This is a genomic window from Paenibacillus polymyxa, from assembly GCF_018614975.1.
GTDB classification, from domain to species: domain Bacteria; phylum Bacillota; class Bacilli; order Paenibacillales; family Paenibacillaceae; genus Paenibacillus; species Paenibacillus polymyxa_E.
The window spans coordinates 16,172-36,826 of sequence record NZ_JAGGNR010000020.1; the positions used below are offsets into that span (position 1 = coordinate 16,172).

Genomic DNA, 20,655 nt, shown 5'->3' on the forward strand with positions numbered 1-20,655 from the left:
AACCTTCCCCTTCTGCCTAATCCCGTTCTGTCGTTTTTATCTTAGCATGTTAGATCACAGTGAAATTTCTTTCATTTTAAGAATTTCTTATACGATTTTAAGTAAATAAAAGAAACCTACATCCTAATTGATTGCTCCGTTGCAGTCAGATAGAATGTAGGTCTCCCAAGTGTTCCAGGAGGACTAATTAATTATAATGGTGGCTGCACCAATAGCAACTTCCCAAGCTGAATGACCGTTTGATTATACCAAGCTGGATGCTGCCGCACATGTTCCATACTTCGTTCATTGCCGCTTGCCTCAAACACGGCCGCTTTGTCTGTCTTCTCGTGATCGAGCTCGAAGCGAACGGTATGTTTCCCATTTGGTAGCTCCGGCAAGAAAACATATTGATTTCGATCATGATCGTTATAGGGTGTGAATCGATCAATAAGGAAGGGTTCCCCTCCATCCACCGACACCTTCAATCGGCCAGAATCCGGCCCCCCGATATCGAATAACCCGATGTGGGTTCCCTCAAACTCCACTGTGATCGCCTCTCCGGGATCAACTGCTCGCCATAGACCTGGGAACAACCAATCGTACTTGCGCACCAAAGCAAAATTATCAGGGGTCATATAAGACCATCCTGCCGAAAAAAGAGTAAGGTTATCCAGCGGCAGCATGGTCGCATACTCCCAAGGATTGGACGGGACCAAGGGGGCCTTCGGCAAGTGATGCTCAACCTTTCCCACGCGATCTCGAAGTTCTCTGATTTTCTCAAACGACCGGGTGATTGTGTCCGTGTAAATCTGGTGTCCTTCGGGAATCGTTGGATGGATCGAGTCATGCGTAAAGATAATGGCTCCGGGAATGGACACGTCTGCCTTTGAGGTGAAAATAAGCTTTCCATCCGAAACCAATTGACTGACCGCAACGCCCAGATGAATGGAAGGAATGCCGTAATAGTCGGCGACTTCCTCTTGCATAAGAGCGCCCTTCTGGTATTCGCCGGATTGAAATAAGGCCACATCCCGCTCCTTAACCGTATACACAAACAGAATATCGGTAAACCGGCTGCACTTGCGAATCTGTCGGACAATGCCTTCGATCCGCGCCTTGGACTCGGGAACTCCGCTATCGTTACCAACAAATTCAACAAACACAAGATCAGGCTGATGACGCAGCACATCCGTCTCCAAACGGGCGCAGCCGAGGTCCGATCCTGTCCCATCAATGCCTGCGTTCACAGAGCGGATATCCGCATGGAGATATTGCCCTCGCAGCCAATCCGCCGTCATGACCCTGTATCCTTCAGAACGCGTATTACTGCCGCCGAAATAGACAATTGTTACGGTTTCCCCATTTTCCAACTTCTGAATGACATTAGGCAGCCCTCTTCGAGGGAAAAATTCCTTCATCTCGACCTCACCCGCCCTCACTTAGCGTTTTTAGGAGCAAAAAGTTTTACAGCAAACACTTCATAATAAGGTGAACCATACGTTGCACAGAAATCAAACCGAATTTGGGTAACCCCTTTTGCATGCACCTGATGTTTATTCAACGAAAGATAATTCCCGCGGACTTTAATCTCACTCTTGGTTCCGTCTTCTAACGTTAAGGTCACATCATAATCCTGGATCAGTGGCTCGATCGGATCGTCGAAATGCTCCAAATTCAGCTGTGAATTGAAGACAAGATGGATTTCATCCAGATTTTTGGGGCTTGCAAAACCAAGTTCCAACCATTCCTGTCCTTCCGTACGTTCCGAAATCCAGACGTTTGGCAGACCATAAGGTCTGGAGAAGCCGTTGACGACATTCGCGGGATTATACATATCTTGGGATGGTTTCAGATCCTTGAAACAAATGCTCTTATTAAGTTTCTTCAACCTGGATGGCTCTTCCGGTCTATAAAGGAAGCTAACCGCTCCAGTCATTTTCTCTTCATTGCTGTGTACAGCAAGGCACGCCGTACCTTCCAATACGATGTAGATTTTGTCGTCTTCTGGCTTCTTGCAGCTGAGGTCCAGTGTAATCCAGTCATCGTGACCCGCTGAAATCACCAAGTTGTAGCCCTTCAGCTCACTGGTGGGAATATAGTTTTCCTTCCGATCACCGCTATACAGCTTCACTTGCAACGTTTCCGAATGCTCGGATCTATTTTTAATTTTGATCTGCACGCTTTCAGCCACGGATGTCTTAATCGGCAAGACCAAACATAACGCGTTCTCCAAGGAGATCTCTTCGGTTGGATGAAGTTGTTCATAACTTCGCTGAGACGAGGCACGAATCGTTAATCCGTCTGCGAAATAAGAATCTAACGGCTCTTGAAGGCCTACAATCGTTTGCCCGTCTCGAAGTAGCTGCGCCTGAAGCTCACCCATATGGGCTTTGACGATGGCCGCAGGGTCTGTATCGTATTTTACGCATAACGCAGCAGCCGTTCCTACCGCCTGCCCCATACAACCACAGGTTGCCATCACCCTTGTGGACCCAAAAGCCACATGTGTAGCGCTTATATTGCGGCCAGCGAACATGAGATTGGGAATATTACGTGAAAATAAGCTGCGAAAAGGGATATTATACAATCCCGGCACGAAATTCCACGCTGTAGCCGGCCCCTCATCGTAGATGCCTTTATTTGCATGCAGATCCATATACCAACCTCCGACGGACACAGCATCTTCGAAATGAGGTTTGGCTGTAAGATCGTTCTGAGATAGCATATGTTCTCCTATAAACCGCCTCGACTCCCGCTTTCCCGGAATCGGGCACACATAATCCAGAATAAGATTGTCTACATCATCGAACTCGCCGCTATTTTTGATATAATCCCAGATCCCATACACTAATTTCCGCAGTTCCAAGGCGATGTCCTCATTATTCTTGATAATATCCATATGTCCGCCGTATTCCAGCCACCACAATCCTCCAAGCCCGTTGATTTTCCTTGGAAAAGACCGATGGTTTAATCCTTTTCTGATACTATCAAAAAACTCCAGCTTCGTAATATCATACGCAAAGCCAGGCCTCTTGTAAGGAACGGGATAGTCTACGTCACGGGCTTGAAACAGAATCGTATCACCCATCGTGTAATGATCCACCATTTCTGGAGCGAGCTCCTCCTGGTATTCATGCTTCGCCTCTCTTCCCCATCGGAAGTGAGCGCCTGCCTGATATCCAACAATCCCGTCGCCGGAGCAATCGATATAGGTTGGGCTTTCAAAACGGAATTTTCTTTCGGAAGCCAATTGAAGGCCCTCCACCCATTGGATTCTGCCGTTCTCCATGCCGGTTTCATGTACGCATGTGTTCAGGAATAGAGAAATGTTGGGCTCATCATAAACCATGTCAAGCAAGACCGTATCCGAAAGTGAAAGCATAAGTTTTTTGTTGTATAACGGATTGTAATGAAAGATCTTCAGTTTGAGTTCTTCCACCAACCCGCCTTCGCGAGCATAATAGGATGGACTGTTTCCGAGATATGCAGACCCATTGATATGAACTCTGACCTCGCTGCTCGCATTTCCCCCAAGCACCGGTCGATCATTAATAAGTGCAACCTGCAACCCTTGGCGTGCGGCAGCAATGGCAGCACATATCCCGGCAATTCCTCCACCTACGACGGTTACATCTGCTTTCATAAGTTCCATTTGGATAACCTCCATGATTAGATGCTCCTATCATGGTAATGGTTTTGGCACCTTTTTTTTTACAGGATTTCGCGAAAAAATCATACATTTTTTGCATCCTTATTTGGATTCCTACCGTGTCATTTTTATCCGATATTGCTTAGGCGTATCCCCCGTGTATTCTTTGAATAGTTTGCAAAAGTACCCTTCATTGACGATCCCTACTTCCTCGCACAATTCCAATAAAGAATAATCCCGACCGTTTAACAACTCGAGAGCAAGATGGATTTTTTTACGGTTAATGTAGCTAATCACGCCTTCGTTCATTGTTTTTTTGAATAAGCTGCTAAAATACGATGGCGCTAGATTCACTTCCTCCGCAATTGCCTCCAGCGTTAAGCGTTGTTTCAAGTTTGTCTCTATAAAATGAATAGCACTCATAATTTCTGCACGATGTAACAGTTGGCCCGCATGCACGTATTCAAATGTGAAGTCGCCAATATAGGCGAGCTGCTCTTGAAATGCCATAAATTCCATAGGGAATTCTGGAACTTCTGTGGTCATCTTGTTCCCCGATTTAAATTTCACGGTAATGTCTCTGTACAAGTCTCTAATCATTGGCGCCATGATAGACTTATGGATTTTATGGTCGGTAACAAATTGCGACAGATCGGCAAGTGCATTGTCCAGCTCTTCCTTGGAAATCTTCCTCTTCAGCCGTATAAGAAAATCAGCCAGCTTCTGCTGAAAATCTGCTTTTTTGTCATTATGGTATTGGAACCGATGCATCGGTGTTTTTACAACTTTTTCGGCATGATAATAGAAATCCTCACTCACATTTTTAGCTTCCGTGTATGCCTGTTTGATCGATTCCCAGCCTCGGTGCGGACTTCCAAAAGCGACAGATACCCTTTGATTCAAATATTGATGCAAATGAGAAATGATCTGCCCTCCCAAGGATAGGCAAGCATATTCCGTTTCCATATCACTGCGGTTATTTTCCCAGGATAAAAAGCCAATAAAACGATGATCGGACAGATCCGCAGCTACCCCACTGCTACCATTCATCACTGTTTCTTCGATGATATTGGTAATCGCATACTTCAAGATGTTTTGATCTGCGGCCGCGTATTCGTTGCGGAAACTTTCATACGTATTCATCTCAACGATGAAGCAGCAGTAGTTGGCTTGAAAGAAATGAAACTGCATGCGATTGGCAAAATCCGATGCCCGATGAGAAGGAATTTCACCTCGGATCAATTCGTTAAAAAATTGCTTGCGGACTCTGTATTTATTTTCAAGCACGGATACGTTTAACGAGTGAAATTCCGCTTCTTTTTTCTCAAACTCATTTAAAATTCCAGCTGCCTTATCCAACGCTCGATTCAAATCTGCTTCCCTTAGCGGAACCTTTACAATGTACTCCAATACGTTGGCTTGAATAGCTCGCTGGGCGTATTCAAAGGATGAATAGGCGGTCAAAAGTATGTACTGGGTATGGGGGAGCACCGGCTTGAGCTGTTCAATCATGGAGATGCCATCCATTCGCGGCATTACAATATCGGATATGACGATATCCGGTTTAAGTTTTATGATCTCCTCGATCCCATTCAAGCCATTATTCGCTTTGCCCACCAGAACAAATCGTCTATCCAGATGAGAGAGCTCATTAAAAAACAATTCCAATCGTTGAATGATCAGGTCTTCATCGTCAACAATGAAGCAGGTATAGTCTCTCCCCATTATGCATCTCCTTTTGGCAATTCTGCCGGGAATACAGCGCGTATACGGGTTATTTCCTTAGGTATGCTTATGATATCCAGCCCGAATTGATCTCCGTAGTGGAGTCTTATTCGCCCATGAATATTGTTCAGCCCGATTCGTTTTCTTTTTACTTCCTCTTCACTCGGTTCTGAGATTAAAATATGTTTTATTTTATCAGCTGGAATTCCCTCTCCTTGATCAACAACTTCGATGATGACGATGCCGTCCTCCCTGTACGCATGAATCGTAATTGGCCCCTCAATTCCCCCTCCGTTATAACCATGGAAGATACTATTCTCCACAAGGGGCTGCAGCATCATTCGGAAAACTGGGAAATCCATCAGTCCTGCTTCGATATTTTCAATCAAGTTGAAGTTTCGGTTATACCGAATGTTCTGAATCTCGATATAGTCCGCTACATTGCGTAATTCCTGGCGCAGGGAAACCTTCTCTGAAGCATCGTCTATCCCGTACTCCAATAATGAAATAAGCGACCCGATCACCACATCTACTTTCTCTATTTGTCCGAGACGTATCACATTGCTGATCGAACCAAGTGTGTTATACAGAAAATGAGGGTTAATTTGAGACTGTAAAACCTGGATTTCCAACTTCCGCTCAAGTTCATTATGAAGCTCGGCTCGGCGAATCAGTTCAACAATCTGCTGAAGCATACGATCGAATGCTCGTGAAAGATCCCCAAACTCATCGTTTCGATTAATCGTTACTGTCGTTGTGAGGATGCCTTGTTCCACCTGCTTCATTTTTGTTTTGAGCGTATAGAGTGGTTTTCTTATATATTTGGCAACCAAAAAAGAAATGAACAAACTTAAAAGAAGACCTGCAGCGAGCAGCTCGAGGTAATAGGTTTCCAATCTGGACAACGCTGCTTTTAGGCGTGATTCATCATTGATCGAGATGATGGTCCAGTTGAATTTCTCCGTTGGTTTTTTCAAAAGGGAGACCGGAGTGCCTTCGTTGGTATACAGTTGAAGGTTTGTTTCTGTCGTATCCAGAATTTCTTCCGCTGACGTTTCTCCGATCGAAAAAGAATGATCTTGAATATTCAGAGGACCCTTATTTTCAGAAAATCCGGCAATGATCTTACCTGACGCAGTGATCAGAGCCAGATTCATTTGTTCCTGTTTATTAATCTTGAACAAGGTTTCTTCAATAGCATTTAGATCCAAATCAACCGCAATGGCCATAGGAAACGCAGCACCGTTCAGATATCGAACCATCGTAACTGTCCAGCCGGAATACTTCGATTTGTAAGGTTCACTAACAAAGGTAGTCCTTCTATTCTTGTCAGCCGCATCAAACAAAGGGGCTCTTTCAGATAAAGGTTCATCGAATATTCGAGTAGGTGTACTTCCACCCAGAATGGATAAATCGCTTTTGATCAAATAAATATTACTGACATAAATACTGTTGAGTTCATACAGCTCCCTTAATTGCTTTTTAATCACTTCGGTATTGTTAATGTTGGCTTTCACTGATGTTTCGACTGAGAAGAGAATCGTCTGGAAGGAGGAAAAATTAACGGTGAAATACTGGTCTACCTTGTCTAGTATTTGATTGGTGTAAAAAATGTCATTGGTTCTTATTTCCTTTTGGACATAGCGATAAGACAATTGGCTTATCAAGATGATGCAGCTCAATACAAATGCAAACACGATAAAAAATAATTTTAAAGGCAAGCTGATTCTTCTTCGCATGGATAATCTTCCTTTTAGTTCCGTTTTAAACTAAGAATAGCATATGCGAATAAAGAGAGGGGCTACGAATAGCCACTCTCTCTTCGTTTATTTATTTCACTTGATAAGGCCGGCTTCTTTAAATTGCTGGATTGCGGTATCCTTATATTTCTGCATGTCAAACTTGGTGTCCAGCGTCTGGAGGAAATTGTCCCAGTTGGAAAGTGGCTCTTTGCCCGTCATAAATTTAACTAAACTTTCATTGATGAAACGTGTGCGGTCAGCATCCAAGGTATCGCTTGGGTCTGGGGTCAATAAATTTCCGGGGAGCGTTGGCCCCACATATTGCTGATTGTTCTTGAAAGCTTCCGCTGTCTTAGGATTCTGGAAGCTGAAATACTCCGCATCATCACCACGGCGTGGCATTCTATAATGATCAACCCACAGGTACTTTTCTTTCATTTCCTTTGATAATTCTGAGGTTTTATTTTTGATCTTGCCGTCTACGATATCCCAATGGATGCCTTTGATTCCGTATGCAAAGTTCGGATAAGCTTTTTCATCCGTAAAGAGATAATTTAGCATGGACAAGATTCGAATAATTTTGTCCTCGTCCGCTTTTGCGGATATGGCCCATGAATTGCCCTGGAATGATTTTCTCTCTACAATTTGATCCCCGTAAGGACCTTTCATCGGAGGAATAACGATCCATTCCGGCACCTCTCCACTAATTTCTTTCATTTTCTGTTGATAATCCGGCTCCAGTCTGCGAGCATCTCTGATCATGAAGCCAACTCTACCCTTAAACATCTTTTGATCCAACAGATCAGGCGAATTCATCGTCACCCAGTCCGGGTCAACCACCTTTGCTGCCATCATTTTATTAATGTAAGCAAGCGCTTCTTTCATTTTGGGATCGATAAACAGAAATATCGGTTCATTATCTTTTATCTCAACGGCCGAAGGAGGATTGACGCCAAACATCCACATCAAACTATCAAAGCCGTAGGTCTGCAGATTACCTTCTTTATTCATACCGCCGATGAATCCGTACGTATCGTTTTTACCATTCCCGTCCGGGTCTTTCTCTGTAAAGGCTTTCATAACTTTGAACAACTCATCAGGTGTTGTTGGTACCTCCATATTCAGCTTTTTCAGCCAATCGTTACGGATGAAGAAGCTACGACTGATACCGTTTACATTATCATAACCTGGAACTCCAATGGTTTTACCTTGATAGGACATTGCCTCCCATGAGTCGGTGCCAAATCGCTTCTGTAGTTCAGGAAACTGATCCATATACGGTGTCAAATCCGCAAGAACACCTTGGTCGTAATATTGCGCGAGATCAGCACGACTCTTCAAAAAGATCAAGTCTGGAATATCCCCGCCTGCAATGAGTGTATTCAGTTTAGTTGTTGCTTGACCCGCTTGAGGAATCATCATATCCAAGTCGATGTTCATCTCTTCTTCCAACATCTGACGTTGAATATCTTCATCTCGTGGAGGTACCGGAGCAGCCGCATTAAAAGTGCCTTGGTTAAACATTGAGATTTTCATTTTGGTTGCAAACTGGCCAGACTGGCCTTGCGAATTACTCGAAGTTGTCGATGTAACTTCTTCATTTCCCCCACATCCTGACAAAAGCGTTCCAAGTCCTAAGATTGCCGACAGAATAATAAATGAAATCTTTTTACGCTGCATATTGACCTCTCCTTTGCTTGTATATTATCACGGTTTCCCCGTAATAAGTTAGGTTGGAACACCTTTTAACCTTTAACGGATCCCAGGAGTACACCTTTGGTAAAATGCTTTTGCAAAAATGGATAAACGATCAATATCGGGACTGTAGTCACAACAACTGTAGCCATCTGCACAGCGAACGTACTGACAGCCCCGGAATTGGCGAGCGAATCAGCGCTTTGAGTTGCGACGTTAAGCAGGATGTTGCGCAAAATCACTTGAAGTGGCATGTAGTTGGAATCATTGATATATACAATGGCATCAAAATAACTGTTCCAATGCCCGACTGCGTAAAATAAGGAAATGGTGGAAAGGACGGGTAAGGACAGGGGTAAAATGATCCGCCATAACGTCTGGAGCTCACTGGCACCATCTACCCTCGCTGATTCCTCGATTTCACCAGGTAATTGCTCAAAAAAGCCTTTGATGATCACCAGATTAAATGCACTAATGAGATTTGGAATGATCAATACCCAAGGACTGTTTAACAATCCCAGAGAGCGGATTAGTAAATATGTCGGAATTAATCCCCCACTGAACATCATGGTAAACACAATGAAGAGTAAAAACGGACTTCTTCCCGGCAAATATTTTTTGGATAACGGGTAGGCCGCGATTACTGTAAAAAACACATTTAATGCAGTGCCTACAATTGTTCGAAACAACGTAATTTTATACGCCTGCCATATCCCATGAGAAATGAATACTTCTTTATAGGCCAGAAAGGTAAAGGATTCTGGTATAATCACAATTCCTCTTCTTAATACTTCCGATTCCGGGGTTACGGAGACAGCAACCACATATAGAAAGGGTAGCACGCAAAGTAGAGATAACAAAATAAGAATCACATAAACGACGGTTTGCCAGACTTTTTCCCCAATTGTCATATGGATCATTCTCAAGACCACCTCACCAGATTTGCCCATCGAATTTTTTGGCGAGCTTATTCGCTGCCAACACTAAAGCAAATCCGATGACCGCTTTAAACAATCCTACAGCAGTAGCCAAGCCGATCTTAAGACGCTCCAACCCTTCCCGGTATACCCATGTGTCGATAATGTCGATCTTCTCCTGGTTAAAGGTGTTGGAAAACATGAATATTTGGTCAAAACCCGCATCCAGGATATGGCTTAATTTAAGAATCAGCATCAGAATAATGACTCCACGAATACCGGGCAACGTGATATGCCATAGCTGTCTCCATTTGGAAGCACCATCCATTCGAGCCGCTTCATATAAGCTTGGATCTATTCCTGATAATGCTGCAAGGTACAATATCGCACCCCATCCGATATCCTTCCATACTTCAGATAAGATGATCAGCATTCTCCCCCAGGCAGGTTCCGTTAGAAACGAGATGGGTTCAACACCAAAATCCTTTAAAATCATGTTAAAGAGACCATCCCCTGGGGCTAGTAATGCTACCATAATTCCATAAACGATGACCCATGATAGAAAATGAGGTAAATAAGTGATTGTCTGTACGATTTTCTTAAACCATTGGCTATAAACGTCATTGAGGAGTAAAGCAAGTACGATGGGCGCGGAGAAACCGAACAATAGCTTATACAGCGATATGATGATCGTATTTTTCATGATGTCCCAGAAATAAACGCCGTTCATAAAATCCGTAAAATTTTTGAATCCCACCCATGGGCTATCCCATAGTCCCAGAGCCAGGTTGTAGTTTTTAAAAGCAATCATGATTCCCGCCATAGGAATGTATTTGAATACCGCAAAGTAAATTAAGGCTGGTAATAAGAGAGCATACATCACTTTGTACTTTTGTATCGTCCTTATCCATGTCTTTCGCTTTTTGGAGATGGGAATGGCGTCCGCTGCCAATTTTGCTTGCATTTCATCACCTCGTCTTTGTTTGTATTTGTATAATAGCACCCGCCTATCAGATAAATTGCTGATATATCAAGAATTTCTTATAAGATTTTAAGGAAGTGTGCCGGGGCTCGTTCCAACAGCTAATCCCGGAAGGTGAGACAAGAACTTGTTCCGTTAAAGCATAAAAAAAGCAAAGAAACCGTTACCTGCTTAGGCAATGGTTTCTTTGCTTAGTATGATATCGACAGCACATTCATCTCTGAACTAGCTGTTAAGAGACAGCTACATTACTTCTCCGATGGGAGTGGTGTGAAGAGCAGATTGACCGGCAGGTTGCTTCCTGGCGCGGCAGAGAATAGAATCGTTACGCTCTCTCCAGTTGATCCGGTGCGGTAAAGAACGCTTTGTTCACTTGAATTGGCAACCGCAACGTTACCTTCGGCAATCGATACCAACTGATTGTTCACCAGAGCTACTCCGGAGTACTTCCCTCCACGAGGGTTAAAGGAGATAAGCGTACGCGGTGCAACATTGGTCAGCGTGATTTTGTACAATACGCCGAAATTACCCGCATTGGATGCGTCTGTGTATGCCATCGGATCTGTTCCTACCAGATTGGGATCGCTTGAATTGTCACCAAGTGGCAGACGGGCCGGTTTGGTTCCCACGTGCTCATCGTACTTTATGATGCGAGTCGCATTCGGATACGTACCCCGATTGTGTACTCCGTCACGATCAAGCACGGGAAGCAATGGCAAGGCTTCGAACGGATCTTTATTTTCTTCCACCAGGATAACGTTATAGTCTAAGGAATAATCACTATATGCATCCGAATAGAGAGAGATGACTTGTCCTTCTTTCATCGGCGTTTTATTAAGTTCAGTCAAAATCAGTTTGCTTTCCCCAGGTTGAAGGTACTCTTTCTTTTGATCCGCTCCAGTCTGAATCGACTTGAACCATTTATCAATAGACAATTTCCCAGCTACGGTAGCATAAGGTGTAGGTCCGGCAAAGCCCATGTTCTGTTGTTCAAATACTGCCGGATTTGGATTGTTATTGGTTGCAATCACATACATTTTTACTCTTTTGCCTGTATTGTTCACGTGGTGAATCATGAAACGGGTCTGCCCCAAAGATGATTCTTTATATACAATGCCTTCCGTATTCACAGTTTCCGGACTGTTACTGCGGATCAGCAAACTTGGCTCATCCATGTACGTATAAGGCACTTTCTCCATGGTAGTCACTTCGCCGCCGTTAAAAGTGAATTTCTGTCCTATTGGCGTGAAGAGTAAATTAAAATCGGTAAATGAATATAAGGTCTCATTGGTTATGGTGATGACTTTGGAGTACGTGTTCGTAGCGCCGTGATTGTCAGTAACCGTAAGAGTCACCGTTTTGGGACCCGGTTCAAAGAACGCAAGTGAATTGTTCTCCCACACCGCTTTAACAATACTATTTTCATCATCTGTGCTTTGATCTGCGTATGTTATTTTTTCGCCCATTTTATATTGTTCTTTATCCGTGGCGAACATGGCTACAGGAGGAAGGTTAGGACTCAATACTTCAATGGTAACCGAATAGGGATCACTCCATTGTCCGTTGGAATCCTGTACTTGATATGAAATCGTATATGTACCTGCTTGATCAAATGAATCCTGGCGACCTGTCCAGCGTTCGTCAACGATATCCATTCCATTAGGTGAACTGGAAGAAGTCACGTAGTCCACTTGATCACCCGCAAAGATTTCCTTTTGGGAAATGGTAAAGCTTGCAACAGGTTTTGTATTAAGATTCAACACAACCGTTTTAGCCGACTGATTCACTTTATAGGTGATGTTCAGAGCTTGAGTAATGGAAGTTAACGGCACCATGAATGTACTTTTTTGCTGATATGCAGGGCCTTTCATCGTTCTTGTCTCTCCATTGACGGTATAGTCCTTGCTGTTCGTCTTGAATCGGAGTTCATCCTCACCACTAATAATGATCGTTTCCTTGGTTTTGTTATCATATTTGACGCCGTATCCCACACGGTCAACCAGCGCACGGATTGCAACATAGGATACACCGTTTTTTACAGCCATTGGCTGGCCAGCAAGATACGTTTTTCCATCCTGCTCCATTTTATTGCTATTCATGTACAACGTCAGATTCCCACCTGTTGCTACAGGAGACGTCCCATCAATGGATGGTTGCTCTATTTGAGCAGGCGTAGCTGGCGTTTCCACCTTCTCAGGGGTTTCCTCTTGAACTACAGGTTTCGTACCCGTTTCGTTTGTAGTGGTCTCTCCCCCATCCAATGCAGGTTTCTCGCTATCTGTTTTAGGTGTTGCCTCAGTGCCGGTTGAGGTTTGAGTGTCCTTGGCTTCAGTGGGCGGAGTATTGATAGATTTGTTATTGCTCTCCGTCTTCACTTCACGCTCTGCAATCGGCTGCTCTTGTTTTAACACCTCAACTGATTCTACATTGGCCGTGTTTACTGACGCGGTGTCACCTTGCGGTGCTGATTGCGCATACACAGAACCGACTGCAAAGGCTTGAAAAACGGCTAAAGCGGTAAAAATAGATAATTTCTTCTTCATATTCATGCGTTGTCTTTGGCTCCTTCTACTCTCTAGTAATTTATAACCCCTCATAAAGTCATAATATTAGACGCTAGATTTAGGAAAAAGTTTCTAATTCAATTGTAAATTATGGATTTCAGTGCAGCTATTTTTTCAATGTTTGGTTATAAGTTCTTTGAATATGAAACGCCTATTGAATAATAGTCTTGATTTTGCACAAGATAATCCATGTCGCATTTGATAAAGAGGTGGATCAATGACCCTAACCAAACAGGCATTCTCTGAATTGAAAATGAATATTTCTTACGTGGAACAGTCCCTCTACTGTACTGACGATTTGAAGCAACAACAGCTTCTACTTAATGGTGTACAGAGTGTGCTTCTCTATATCGATTCACTTGTAGATCAGGAGATCATTCAAACACATGTCTTAACAGCACTGAATGGCCAAGCTGATTCGGAAATCTACCCCACGTTCACCACTTTAGAAAGTGGAAAAGATACGGATCTGCAACGTGGAATAGACGCACTCATTCAAGGGAAATGTCTTTACATACTCGACGGGTACCCGGAGTTTTACATTCTTTCTACCGAGAAAATATATGTCCGTAGCACAACTGAACCGGAAAACGAAGGCGTTATTCGAGGGCCACACAATGGATTCGTAGAGCAGCTTTCCGTTAATTTGAATCTGATCCGTAGACAAATTATTAGCCCATCCTTGATGGTTCGATATTTTAACGTCGGCGAGAAGACACATACCAAAATTGCAGTTGTATATCTTCAGGACTTGGCCAATCCGGAGTTAGTCAACGAAGTAAAAGAGCGAATTACATCCATATCTTCAGATATGGTGCTCGCTCAAGGCTTTATTGAAGAGTTTATAGAGGATAACCCCTTCTCTCTGTTTCCTCAGCAGCTCAGTACTGAAAGACCTGACCGGGTTGTTGCCAACTTGATGGAAGGACGCGTCGCCATACTTGCCGATGGAAGTCCTTCAGCTCTTATCGCTCCAGTTACGTTTTTTGCTTTTTACCAAAGTCCGGATGATTATAATGGTCGCTGGATTGTCAGTTCTTTTTTACGGTTAATTCGCATGATGAGTTTTGTCATTGCTTTTACATTACCTGCTGTTTATATTGCTACGATCTCCTTTCACTCCGCTATTTTACCGATCGAGCTGGCACACACAATCAAGAAATCCTTGCAGAACATCCCCTTTCCTGCACTTGTAGAGGCAATGTTGCTTGAACTGATCTTTGAAGTATTAAGAGAAGCCGGGGTCCGACTTCCCAGCCGAGTGGGCCAGACCATCGGCATCGTTGGCGGTTTGGTTATCGGTGATGCTATCGTTCGAGCTGGGCTTGTATCCTATACGATGATTATTGTGGTATCACTAACTGCTATCTCGTCGTTTTTGGTGCCTTCGCATGAGATGAGTTCAGCAGTACGTATTCTCCGCTTTCCAATGATGATTGGCGCGGCGCTTTTTGGATATATCGGCATCGCATTTGGTCTGGTGATTCTAACCATTCACCTCTGTAAGCTGGAAAACTTAGGGTCCCCTTATTTTGCTCCAGTCGCCCCTTTCCGATTAGCTGACATGAAGGATGTATGGATACGATTTCCCATCTGGGCGCTTCGCGGACGTCCTCATGATGCCCGCCCGCAGCGGCTGAATCAGCAGAAGTTCTCTAGGAGTTGGAAAAAACGTGAATAAGGAAACGACGATCACACGGGGACAATTGTTCTTTCTTATTATTAAATTTGAAATCGGTGTAGATATTTTATCCCTCCCTTATCGGATACACCTTCTGTCCAACGGTGGGGGGTGGATTTCTGTTTTCCTTGGAGGTATACTGATTCAACTTATCATATTGTTGTGCTGGCTTTTGATGCGAAGATTTCCGAGTTCATCCATTTATGACATTGTAACGCTGATTACAGGTAAATGGATGGGCAAGTTGCTGATCATTGCCTACGTTGGATATTTCCTGTTAATGGGTACTTCTGTTCTGGTGAATGCCTACGGTGTGATTAACCGCTGGATGCTGCAGGATACGCCTCGGTGGGCTATATTAGCCCTCTTTTTATTCAGCAGTATTTATTTGGTTCGGCAAAAATTACGAATTATTGCCCGGGTGCTTGTACTCATCTCCTTTTTGGTTTTGCCCATGATGGTATTGATCAGTTATGGAATCAAGGAAATCAATCTGTTATATCTTTTACCTATGACGGAAGCAGGGTGGCCCAATATCATTAGTGGATCAACCGAAACATTAATGGCTATGTTCGGCTTCGAGTTTTTTCTCGTTGTGTTTCCCATGGTTGAAGGTAACAGCGGTGGCAAACTTAAGTCCGTTGCTTCTGCAAGTGCTGTAGTTGTGTTGTTGTATGCATTTACCGTGTTTATTTGTTCAGCGGCTTTCAGTCCCCAGCAGGTTGACTTAATGCCTGAACCTGTCATTTACTTGCTCCGTTCTATCCCACTCGGGACAATGGATCGGGCCGATTTCCTATTCCTCCCCATCTGGTTAATATCAATTTTTGGAGCCATTTGTGGCTACTACTATACGGCATCCTATGGTATAAGTTATCTCTTGAGACAAAAACACCATAAAAAAGCCGTCCCTTATGTCGTTCTTGCTTCTTGCATAATTGCCTATCTGCCACAACAGAAGGAAAAACTGGAGTTGATTAGTACGATAGCTAACAGATCGGCATACTTTTTTCTCATGATCCTGCCTCTGCTACTGTTGGTTCTATCTTATATAATGAAACGAAAAGAGAAGATGATATGAGTAAACGAGGAAAACTCCTTGTCCTGCTGATCCTGCTCATGGTGATGACGGGATGCTGGGATCAGGATAGTTTAAAAGATGCAAGACTGGCTAATGCTTCGGCGTTCGACATCACCTCAGAGGGTGAAATTAAACAGACGCTTGAAATTGTCGATGATTCTGAGAGTCAACAAGGGAGTAGCGGTAATGAAGTCCACTCAGGCACCGGGAGATCCGTCCGTCAAAGTACGGATAGAATTCGCGCTAAAGTGACTGGTGATATCCGTTTCTTCAAATATGGGATGATCTTATACGGCAACAAACTCGCACAAAATGATATCTACCCCTACCTGGACGTCTTATATCGGGAACCCGATTACCCGACCTCACATGTAAAAATTGCGATTGTGGATGGCGATGCAGGAGAATTGTTACACCACAAAAGAGTTGGCAGCATATTGATTGGTGAGTTTATTACGAAAAAAATTAAGAGTCTGGAGGAATTATGTATTTTTCCTGAAATGACGTTAGAGACCCTTCTCCCTCCCATGCTGGATCCGGGACAGGATTTTACGTTGCCTTACCTTAATAAGGATGGAGAGGAGATTGATGCTCGGGGAATCGCTCTGTTTCATGGGCAAAGGTTCAGCGGCAGTCTCAATACCGAACAGGCTCCTCTATACATTATTATGAGTGGGAAATGGAATAAAGCGGCGCGTTTTGTCAAAAAGGTCCACCCAGGGCCTTCCAACAACCCACGCAACTATGTCACTTATGAAGCGAATATCGCACAAATTAAGCGCAAACTGGCGGTAAAGGTGGCAAATGATAGCCAAATTGATGTGAATCTCCATATCGAACTTCCAGTAACAATCGTTGAGTATGCAATGAATCAACTTCAGGAAAAAGATACGATTGAACGTCTGAACCGTAAGTTAACCGACGACATGACCCAGGACGCAGAACAAATCATCAAGACACTTCAGCAAAGTGGGTGTGATTCCTTCGGTATTGGCAGACATTTAATTGCCCATTATCCGGACTTGTGGAAAAGCCTGGACTGGAATAAACAATATGCCCAAGTTCGTTTTCACCCGGAAGTAAAGGTTACAATAGTCGGCAGCGGCGTTTTAAATTAATAACATGCTGTCGTGCAATTGGGAAAGCTCTCTTCCATTTTGAAGAGAGCTTTTAACTGTTGACTTAAAAAGAAGGATTTGCTAATACTTTAGTCGTTAAGAAACACTTCAGTGAAAAGTTTTATCGTGCCTGGTTGAGTATAACATCAGCAGTGAGGCTGAGCTATAAAATAGGTGAAAGAAGACGTGATACTCCTTCTTTAAATTTTATAATAAGGGACCTGTTTCTATAACGATCAGAAGTAAGTTCTGTACTTAACTGGCTATCTTGATGAAACAATTCTTGAAGTTGTTTCGCAACTCGCTCGTCATATACAATTGCATTCACCTCAAAATTCAACCTAAAGCTCCGGGAATCAATATTCATCGTCCCTACTGAAGCGACTTCTTCGTCTACTACAATGGTCTTTGCGTGTAAGAATCCATTATCATATAACAGAATCTTGGCTCCATAGTCCAATAATTCACCAGCATACGCCCAAGTTGCCCAATATACAAACGGGTGATCGGGCTTATTGGGAATCATAATGCGCAGATCCACCCCGGATAGGAGTGCGATTTTACATGCATCCATAAAAGTGCTGTCAGGAATAAAGTAAGGCTTTGAATATACACACTCTTTTTGGCATTTACTATAAGCTTGATGTACATATTCTTCAGGTGTTCCACCTGTGAGTTAGGACCACTAGACACAATCTGAACTGGACTTGAACCATCAAGCCTTGCTGTGTTGAAGGAGAATTGTTCGTAACTTACTTGATCGGTTTTGCTGGCGTGTTTCCAATCCAAAATAAACCTTCCTTGAATATGATTAACGGCATCTCCATGCATTTTAAAATGTGTATCACGCCAGTATCCAAACTTTTTATCCATGCCTAGATACTCATTCCCCAGATTAAATCCGCCAATATAAGCAATCTCCCCATCAATAATACAAAGTTTTCGATGATTTCGATTATTCATACGGAAATTTAATGGCCTAATCAGTGACGGGAAAAAGACCTCTACTTCTCCACCAGCAGAGATTAGTTCTCTGAAAAACTTCAATGAGAGTTTCTTTGAACCAATTTCGTCATAGAGAACTCGCACTTTTACGCCTTCTTTAGCTTTTATGGTTAATTCATCTCGTAATTTCTTCCCTAAGGAATCCGGTTGAATAATGTAATATTGGATGTTAATCTCTTTCTTGGCTTCCTTGATATCAGAAAATAAAGAATCAAATTTCTCTTGTCCATCATCGAAGATGAATATCTCATTGTCATTGGTTAGGATTGCATTGGATGAAGTCAGATTCAATTGAATCAGGTCAGCATATTTCATGAGCAGGGGGTTGTTTTCCTTACGTTGCTCCTTCAATGTCACTAACTGGTTCTGGACAATTAAATTTAGGGAGTTTCTCTCTTCAGCTGAAAGTCCGTAGAAATTTTTCTTTTTGAGGTTACGTCCCAAAAAGAGATAAACGATAAAACCTAAAATAGGAATGAAGTAAAATATCATGAGCCAGGCCCAAGTATAACCAATGTCTCTCCTTTCAAAAAACAAAAATACCGCTGAGAGTAATATGTTTATAATCATAACGAGCGAAAGTATCAGCGTGACCATACTGCTATATCTCCTGCCTTCCATTGACTTTATGTAAATGATAAAAAATACTTATTACTTAGCTGTTCTCGAATGAAGCCGTCATCACAAAGAATATGATAACATACTTGAGGAATACTAAATCTATTAAATGATAATCACTAGACATCGAACTAAAAAAAAGAATCCACTTCCTATAAAAGAAGGGATTCTTTTGCATTGAATATTTATGCTTTAGTTAATTCCTTACAACAGGAACCCACATTTCACCATATACCACGCCGTTTCTCTCTCCCATTTCAACCGTTGTGTTTGGGCCACCAACATAGGCATAATCCTTTTCCGTCGGTAGAGCTTGACCAAAGGCAACGCCAGTAAGCATATTACTGAGCGCATCAGCCGTCTCTGCTTCACCCTTCACAACAAGGTATTCTCCCTTAGGAAATTGGATTACTCTCGTTGCTTCTGGCAGAGATTGTTCTGTCATGACACCAGCATAATGCATCATCTGGTTATTCACTGCTTCGTTTACGGCAAAAATGTAGTCGTTTGTTGCCAGAGACTTTAGTTTGTCCAGGCTTCCATCCGCTTTCACCGTGGACCAAAAATCCGCCTTCTCCTTGCTGATGCCAACATAGTCTGTATAGTCGCTCTTAAGATCCGTTCCAATACCTAACACGATAAAGCTCTCTTTTTCTTCAAAATGATAATTACTCATGGTTTACACCGTCCTCTTTAAATTTTCAATTGATTTGTGTTTTCACTTGATAGGTTTATAATAACCTTAAATCATGTCAGAATATGATACTGTTTAGGGGGCCCAATGAAAAAAGTTGAACGCATTAATACCATCACGCGGTATATCAATAACCGTGCACACTTTACTATCTCTGAAATCATGCGAGAATTTAATATTTCTCGTTCAACAGCCATTCGAGATATCAGAGAAATTGAAGCCATGGGAATGCCACTTGTCGCTGAAGTTGGGCGGGACGGGGGTTATTTTGTCATGAACAACTCCCTCCTGCCCACGGTCCGGTTTACCGATAATGAAATCAAAGCGTTATTCATTGCCTTTATGGCGACAAGAAATCAACAGCTTCCTTATCTAAAGAGTCGTCAATCTTTGGCTGAAAAATTATTGGGCCTTATCTCCGAAAATCAGCAAGATGACCTTGTGCACTTGAATCAAATATTGCTTTTTGAAGGGACCAATCCCCATAATCCAGACTTGCTTGATCTATCAGACCTGCCTCACCCTACCTTAGAAAAACTCATCCAAATTCTGCTTATAGAACGTTATTTGTTAGTTACTGTCCAAGAAGAGAAGAAAACAAAGTCCTATCCCATTGTTCTCTTGCAGCTTCATCATCAAAAAGGCCATTGGATCATTGAAGGTTTTGACTTGGAGGAAGAAAAGAGACGAATCGTATCCGTTGACAACCTCATCCATGTCGAAGCATACCCGGCGAAAAAAAGACTGAGTACAAAAAAGATTGTAGAACAACTCAAACGAAATACGCAGGAAGAAGTTATCAACCTTGTCCTGGAACTTGGCCCAAAGGCGATTGCGCAATTCAAAAAATACCATCCTTTAAAGTTTTCCATTGCCTATACAAATCCATACCAGACTACGGCTCTCCTAAAGGCATTTATGAATGTTCATAACTCAGAAGAATTAACCGAAGTTACCAATTGGTTGCTTTTTCTAGGAAAAGATATCAAGGTGAAGGAGATTCCGAAAGAAGCCCTGAATGCTGTACAAGAGAGATTAAGCTTATATCAAATGAAGCAGTGAGCAGCCCCCTCCTACCAAGTCTCTCCATTTTCTAACAATGCCTTACCTGAATTCAGGCTGAGGATTCAGCACGGGAAACCAAAAAAAGCCGCTGTGTTAGCGACTTGTAATGGAATCATATTCATTCATGTCTCACGCCA

At 42.9% G+C, this 20,655-nt stretch carries 13 protein-coding genes and 1 pseudogene; 4 read left to right on the plus strand and 10 right to left on the minus strand.

The features are described from left to right. Nucleotides 1-191 precede the first annotated feature (191 nt). From J7E78_RS18015 to J7E78_RS18050, 8 genes are all read right to left on the minus strand, one after another. Complete coding sequence (locus tag J7E78_RS18015; protein ID WP_215077575.1) at nucleotides 192-1,400, minus strand: SGNH/GDSL hydrolase family protein; 1,209 nt, start codon at nucleotides 1,398-1,400, stop codon at nucleotides 192-194. Between the two features lie 17 nt (nucleotides 1,401-1,417). Continuing rightward, nucleotides 1,418-3,634 (minus strand): FAD-dependent oxidoreductase, encoded by a 2,217-nt coding sequence (locus tag J7E78_RS18020; protein WP_251035126.1) that lies wholly within the window; start codon nucleotides 3,632-3,634, stop codon nucleotides 1,418-1,420. A 111-nt stretch (nucleotides 3,635-3,745) separates the two neighbouring features. After that, nucleotides 3,746-5,356 carry a response regulator gene (locus tag J7E78_RS18025; RefSeq protein WP_215077577.1) on the minus strand — a complete coding sequence of 537 codons (1,611 nt, stop codon included), beginning with the start codon at nucleotides 5,354-5,356 and terminating at the stop codon, nucleotides 3,746-3,748. Further along, nucleotides 5,356-7,095, minus strand: coding sequence for a sensor histidine kinase (locus J7E78_RS18030; protein ID WP_215077578.1), 1,740 nt, complete (start codon nucleotides 7,093-7,095; stop codon nucleotides 5,356-5,358). Before J7E78_RS18030 ends, J7E78_RS18025 begins: the two co-directional genes overlap by 1 nt. 96 nt (nucleotides 7,096-7,191) lie before the next feature. Further along, nucleotides 7,192-8,778, minus strand: a complete 1,587-nt coding sequence (locus J7E78_RS18035; RefSeq protein WP_215077579.1) for an extracellular solute-binding protein — start codon at nucleotides 8,776-8,778, stop codon at nucleotides 7,192-7,194. Between the two features lie 65 nt (nucleotides 8,779-8,843). Continuing rightward, on the minus strand, nucleotides 8,844-9,713 hold the full coding sequence (locus tag J7E78_RS18040; RefSeq protein WP_076210617.1) for a carbohydrate ABC transporter permease: 870 nt from the start codon (nucleotides 9,711-9,713) through the stop codon (nucleotides 8,844-8,846). 13 nt (nucleotides 9,714-9,726) lie between these two features. Further along, nucleotides 9,727-10,674 carry an ABC transporter permease gene (locus J7E78_RS18045; RefSeq protein WP_215077580.1) on the minus strand — a complete coding sequence of 316 codons (948 nt, stop codon included), beginning with the start codon at nucleotides 10,672-10,674 and terminating at the stop codon, nucleotides 9,727-9,729. Between the two features lie 266 nt (nucleotides 10,675-10,940). Continuing rightward, nucleotides 10,941-13,241 (minus strand): copper amine oxidase N-terminal domain-containing protein, encoded by a 2,301-nt coding sequence (locus tag J7E78_RS18050; RefSeq protein ID WP_215077581.1) that lies wholly within the window; start codon nucleotides 13,239-13,241, stop codon nucleotides 10,941-10,943. Between the two features lie 232 nt (nucleotides 13,242-13,473). On the opposite strand from J7E78_RS18050, the gene J7E78_RS18055 reads away from it, so the two are divergent. Genes J7E78_RS18055 through J7E78_RS18065 form a run of 3 tightly spaced genes read left to right on the plus strand, consistent with a single transcriptional unit; the run spans nucleotide 13,474 to nucleotide 17,136 of the window. Continuing rightward, nucleotides 13,474-14,937, plus strand: a complete 1,464-nt coding sequence (locus J7E78_RS18055) for a spore germination protein (RefSeq protein WP_215077582.1) — start codon at nucleotides 13,474-13,476, stop codon at nucleotides 14,935-14,937. After that, nucleotides 14,930-16,018, plus strand: a complete 1,089-nt coding sequence (locus J7E78_RS18060; RefSeq protein ID WP_215077583.1) for a GerAB/ArcD/ProY family transporter — start codon at nucleotides 14,930-14,932, stop codon at nucleotides 16,016-16,018. Before J7E78_RS18055 ends, J7E78_RS18060 begins: the two co-directional genes overlap by 8 nt. Continuing rightward, complete coding sequence (locus J7E78_RS18065) at nucleotides 16,015-17,136, plus strand: Ger(x)C family spore germination protein (protein WP_215077584.1); 1,122 nt, start codon at nucleotides 16,015-16,017, stop codon at nucleotides 17,134-17,136. The genes J7E78_RS18060 and J7E78_RS18065 overlap by 4 nt, the downstream gene beginning before the upstream one ends. A gap of 163 nt (nucleotides 17,137-17,299) precedes the next feature. Here the strand turns inward: J7E78_RS18065 and cls are convergent. Continuing rightward, nucleotides 17,300-18,738 (minus strand): annotated as a pseudogene (cls, locus tag J7E78_RS18070) (cardiolipin synthase). A 217-nt stretch (nucleotides 18,739-18,955) separates the two neighbouring features. Continuing rightward, nucleotides 18,956-19,435, minus strand: coding sequence for a GyrI-like domain-containing protein (locus tag J7E78_RS18075; RefSeq protein WP_215077585.1), 480 nt, complete (start codon nucleotides 19,433-19,435; stop codon nucleotides 18,956-18,958). A gap of 105 nt (nucleotides 19,436-19,540) precedes the next feature. Between J7E78_RS18075 and J7E78_RS18080 the strand changes: the two genes are divergently transcribed. Beyond that, nucleotides 19,541-20,515, plus strand: coding sequence for a helix-turn-helix transcriptional regulator (locus J7E78_RS18080; RefSeq protein WP_215077586.1), 975 nt, complete (start codon nucleotides 19,541-19,543; stop codon nucleotides 20,513-20,515). Nucleotides 20,516-20,655 lie beyond the last annotated feature (140 nt).

Bases quoted from the DNA above. Each gene is read 5' to 3' on its own strand.
- J7E78_RS18015 (WP_215077575.1), bottom strand. From the start codon at position 1,400: ATGAAGGAATTTTTCCCTCGAAGAGGGCTGCCTAATGTCATTCAGAAG.
- J7E78_RS18020 (WP_251035126.1), bottom strand. From the start codon at position 3,634: ATGGAACTTATGAAAGCAGATGTAACCGTCGTAGGTGGAGGAATTGCC.
- J7E78_RS18025 (WP_215077577.1), bottom strand. From the start codon at position 5,356: ATGGGGAGAGACTATACCTGCTTCATTGTTGACGATGAAGACCTGATC.
- J7E78_RS18030 (WP_215077578.1), bottom strand. From the start codon at position 7,095: ATGCGAAGAAGAATCAGCTTGCCTTTAAAATTATTTTTTATCGTGTTT.
- J7E78_RS18035 (WP_215077579.1), bottom strand. From the start codon at position 8,778: ATGCAGCGTAAAAAGATTTCATTTATTATTCTGTCGGCAATCTTAGGA.
- J7E78_RS18040 (WP_076210617.1), bottom strand. From the start codon at position 9,713: ATGATCCATATGACAATTGGGGAAAAAGTCTGGCAAACCGTCGTTTAT.
- J7E78_RS18045 (WP_215077580.1), bottom strand. From the start codon at position 10,674: ATGCAAGCAAAATTGGCAGCGGACGCCATTCCCATCTCCAAAAAGCGA.
- J7E78_RS18050 (WP_215077581.1), bottom strand. From the start codon at position 13,241: ATGAATATGAAGAAGAAATTATCTATTTTTACCGCTTTAGCCGTTTTT.
- J7E78_RS18055 (WP_215077582.1), top strand. From the start codon at position 13,474: ATGACCCTAACCAAACAGGCATTCTCTGAATTGAAAATGAATATTTCT.
- J7E78_RS18065 (WP_215077584.1), top strand. From the start codon at position 16,015: ATGAGTAAACGAGGAAAACTCCTTGTCCTGCTGATCCTGCTCATGGTG.
- J7E78_RS18075 (WP_215077585.1), bottom strand. From the start codon at position 19,435: ATGAGTAATTATCATTTTGAAGAAAAAGAGAGCTTTATCGTGTTAGGT.
- J7E78_RS18080 (WP_215077586.1), top strand. From the start codon at position 19,541: ATGAAAAAAGTTGAACGCATTAATACCATCACGCGGTATATCAATAAC.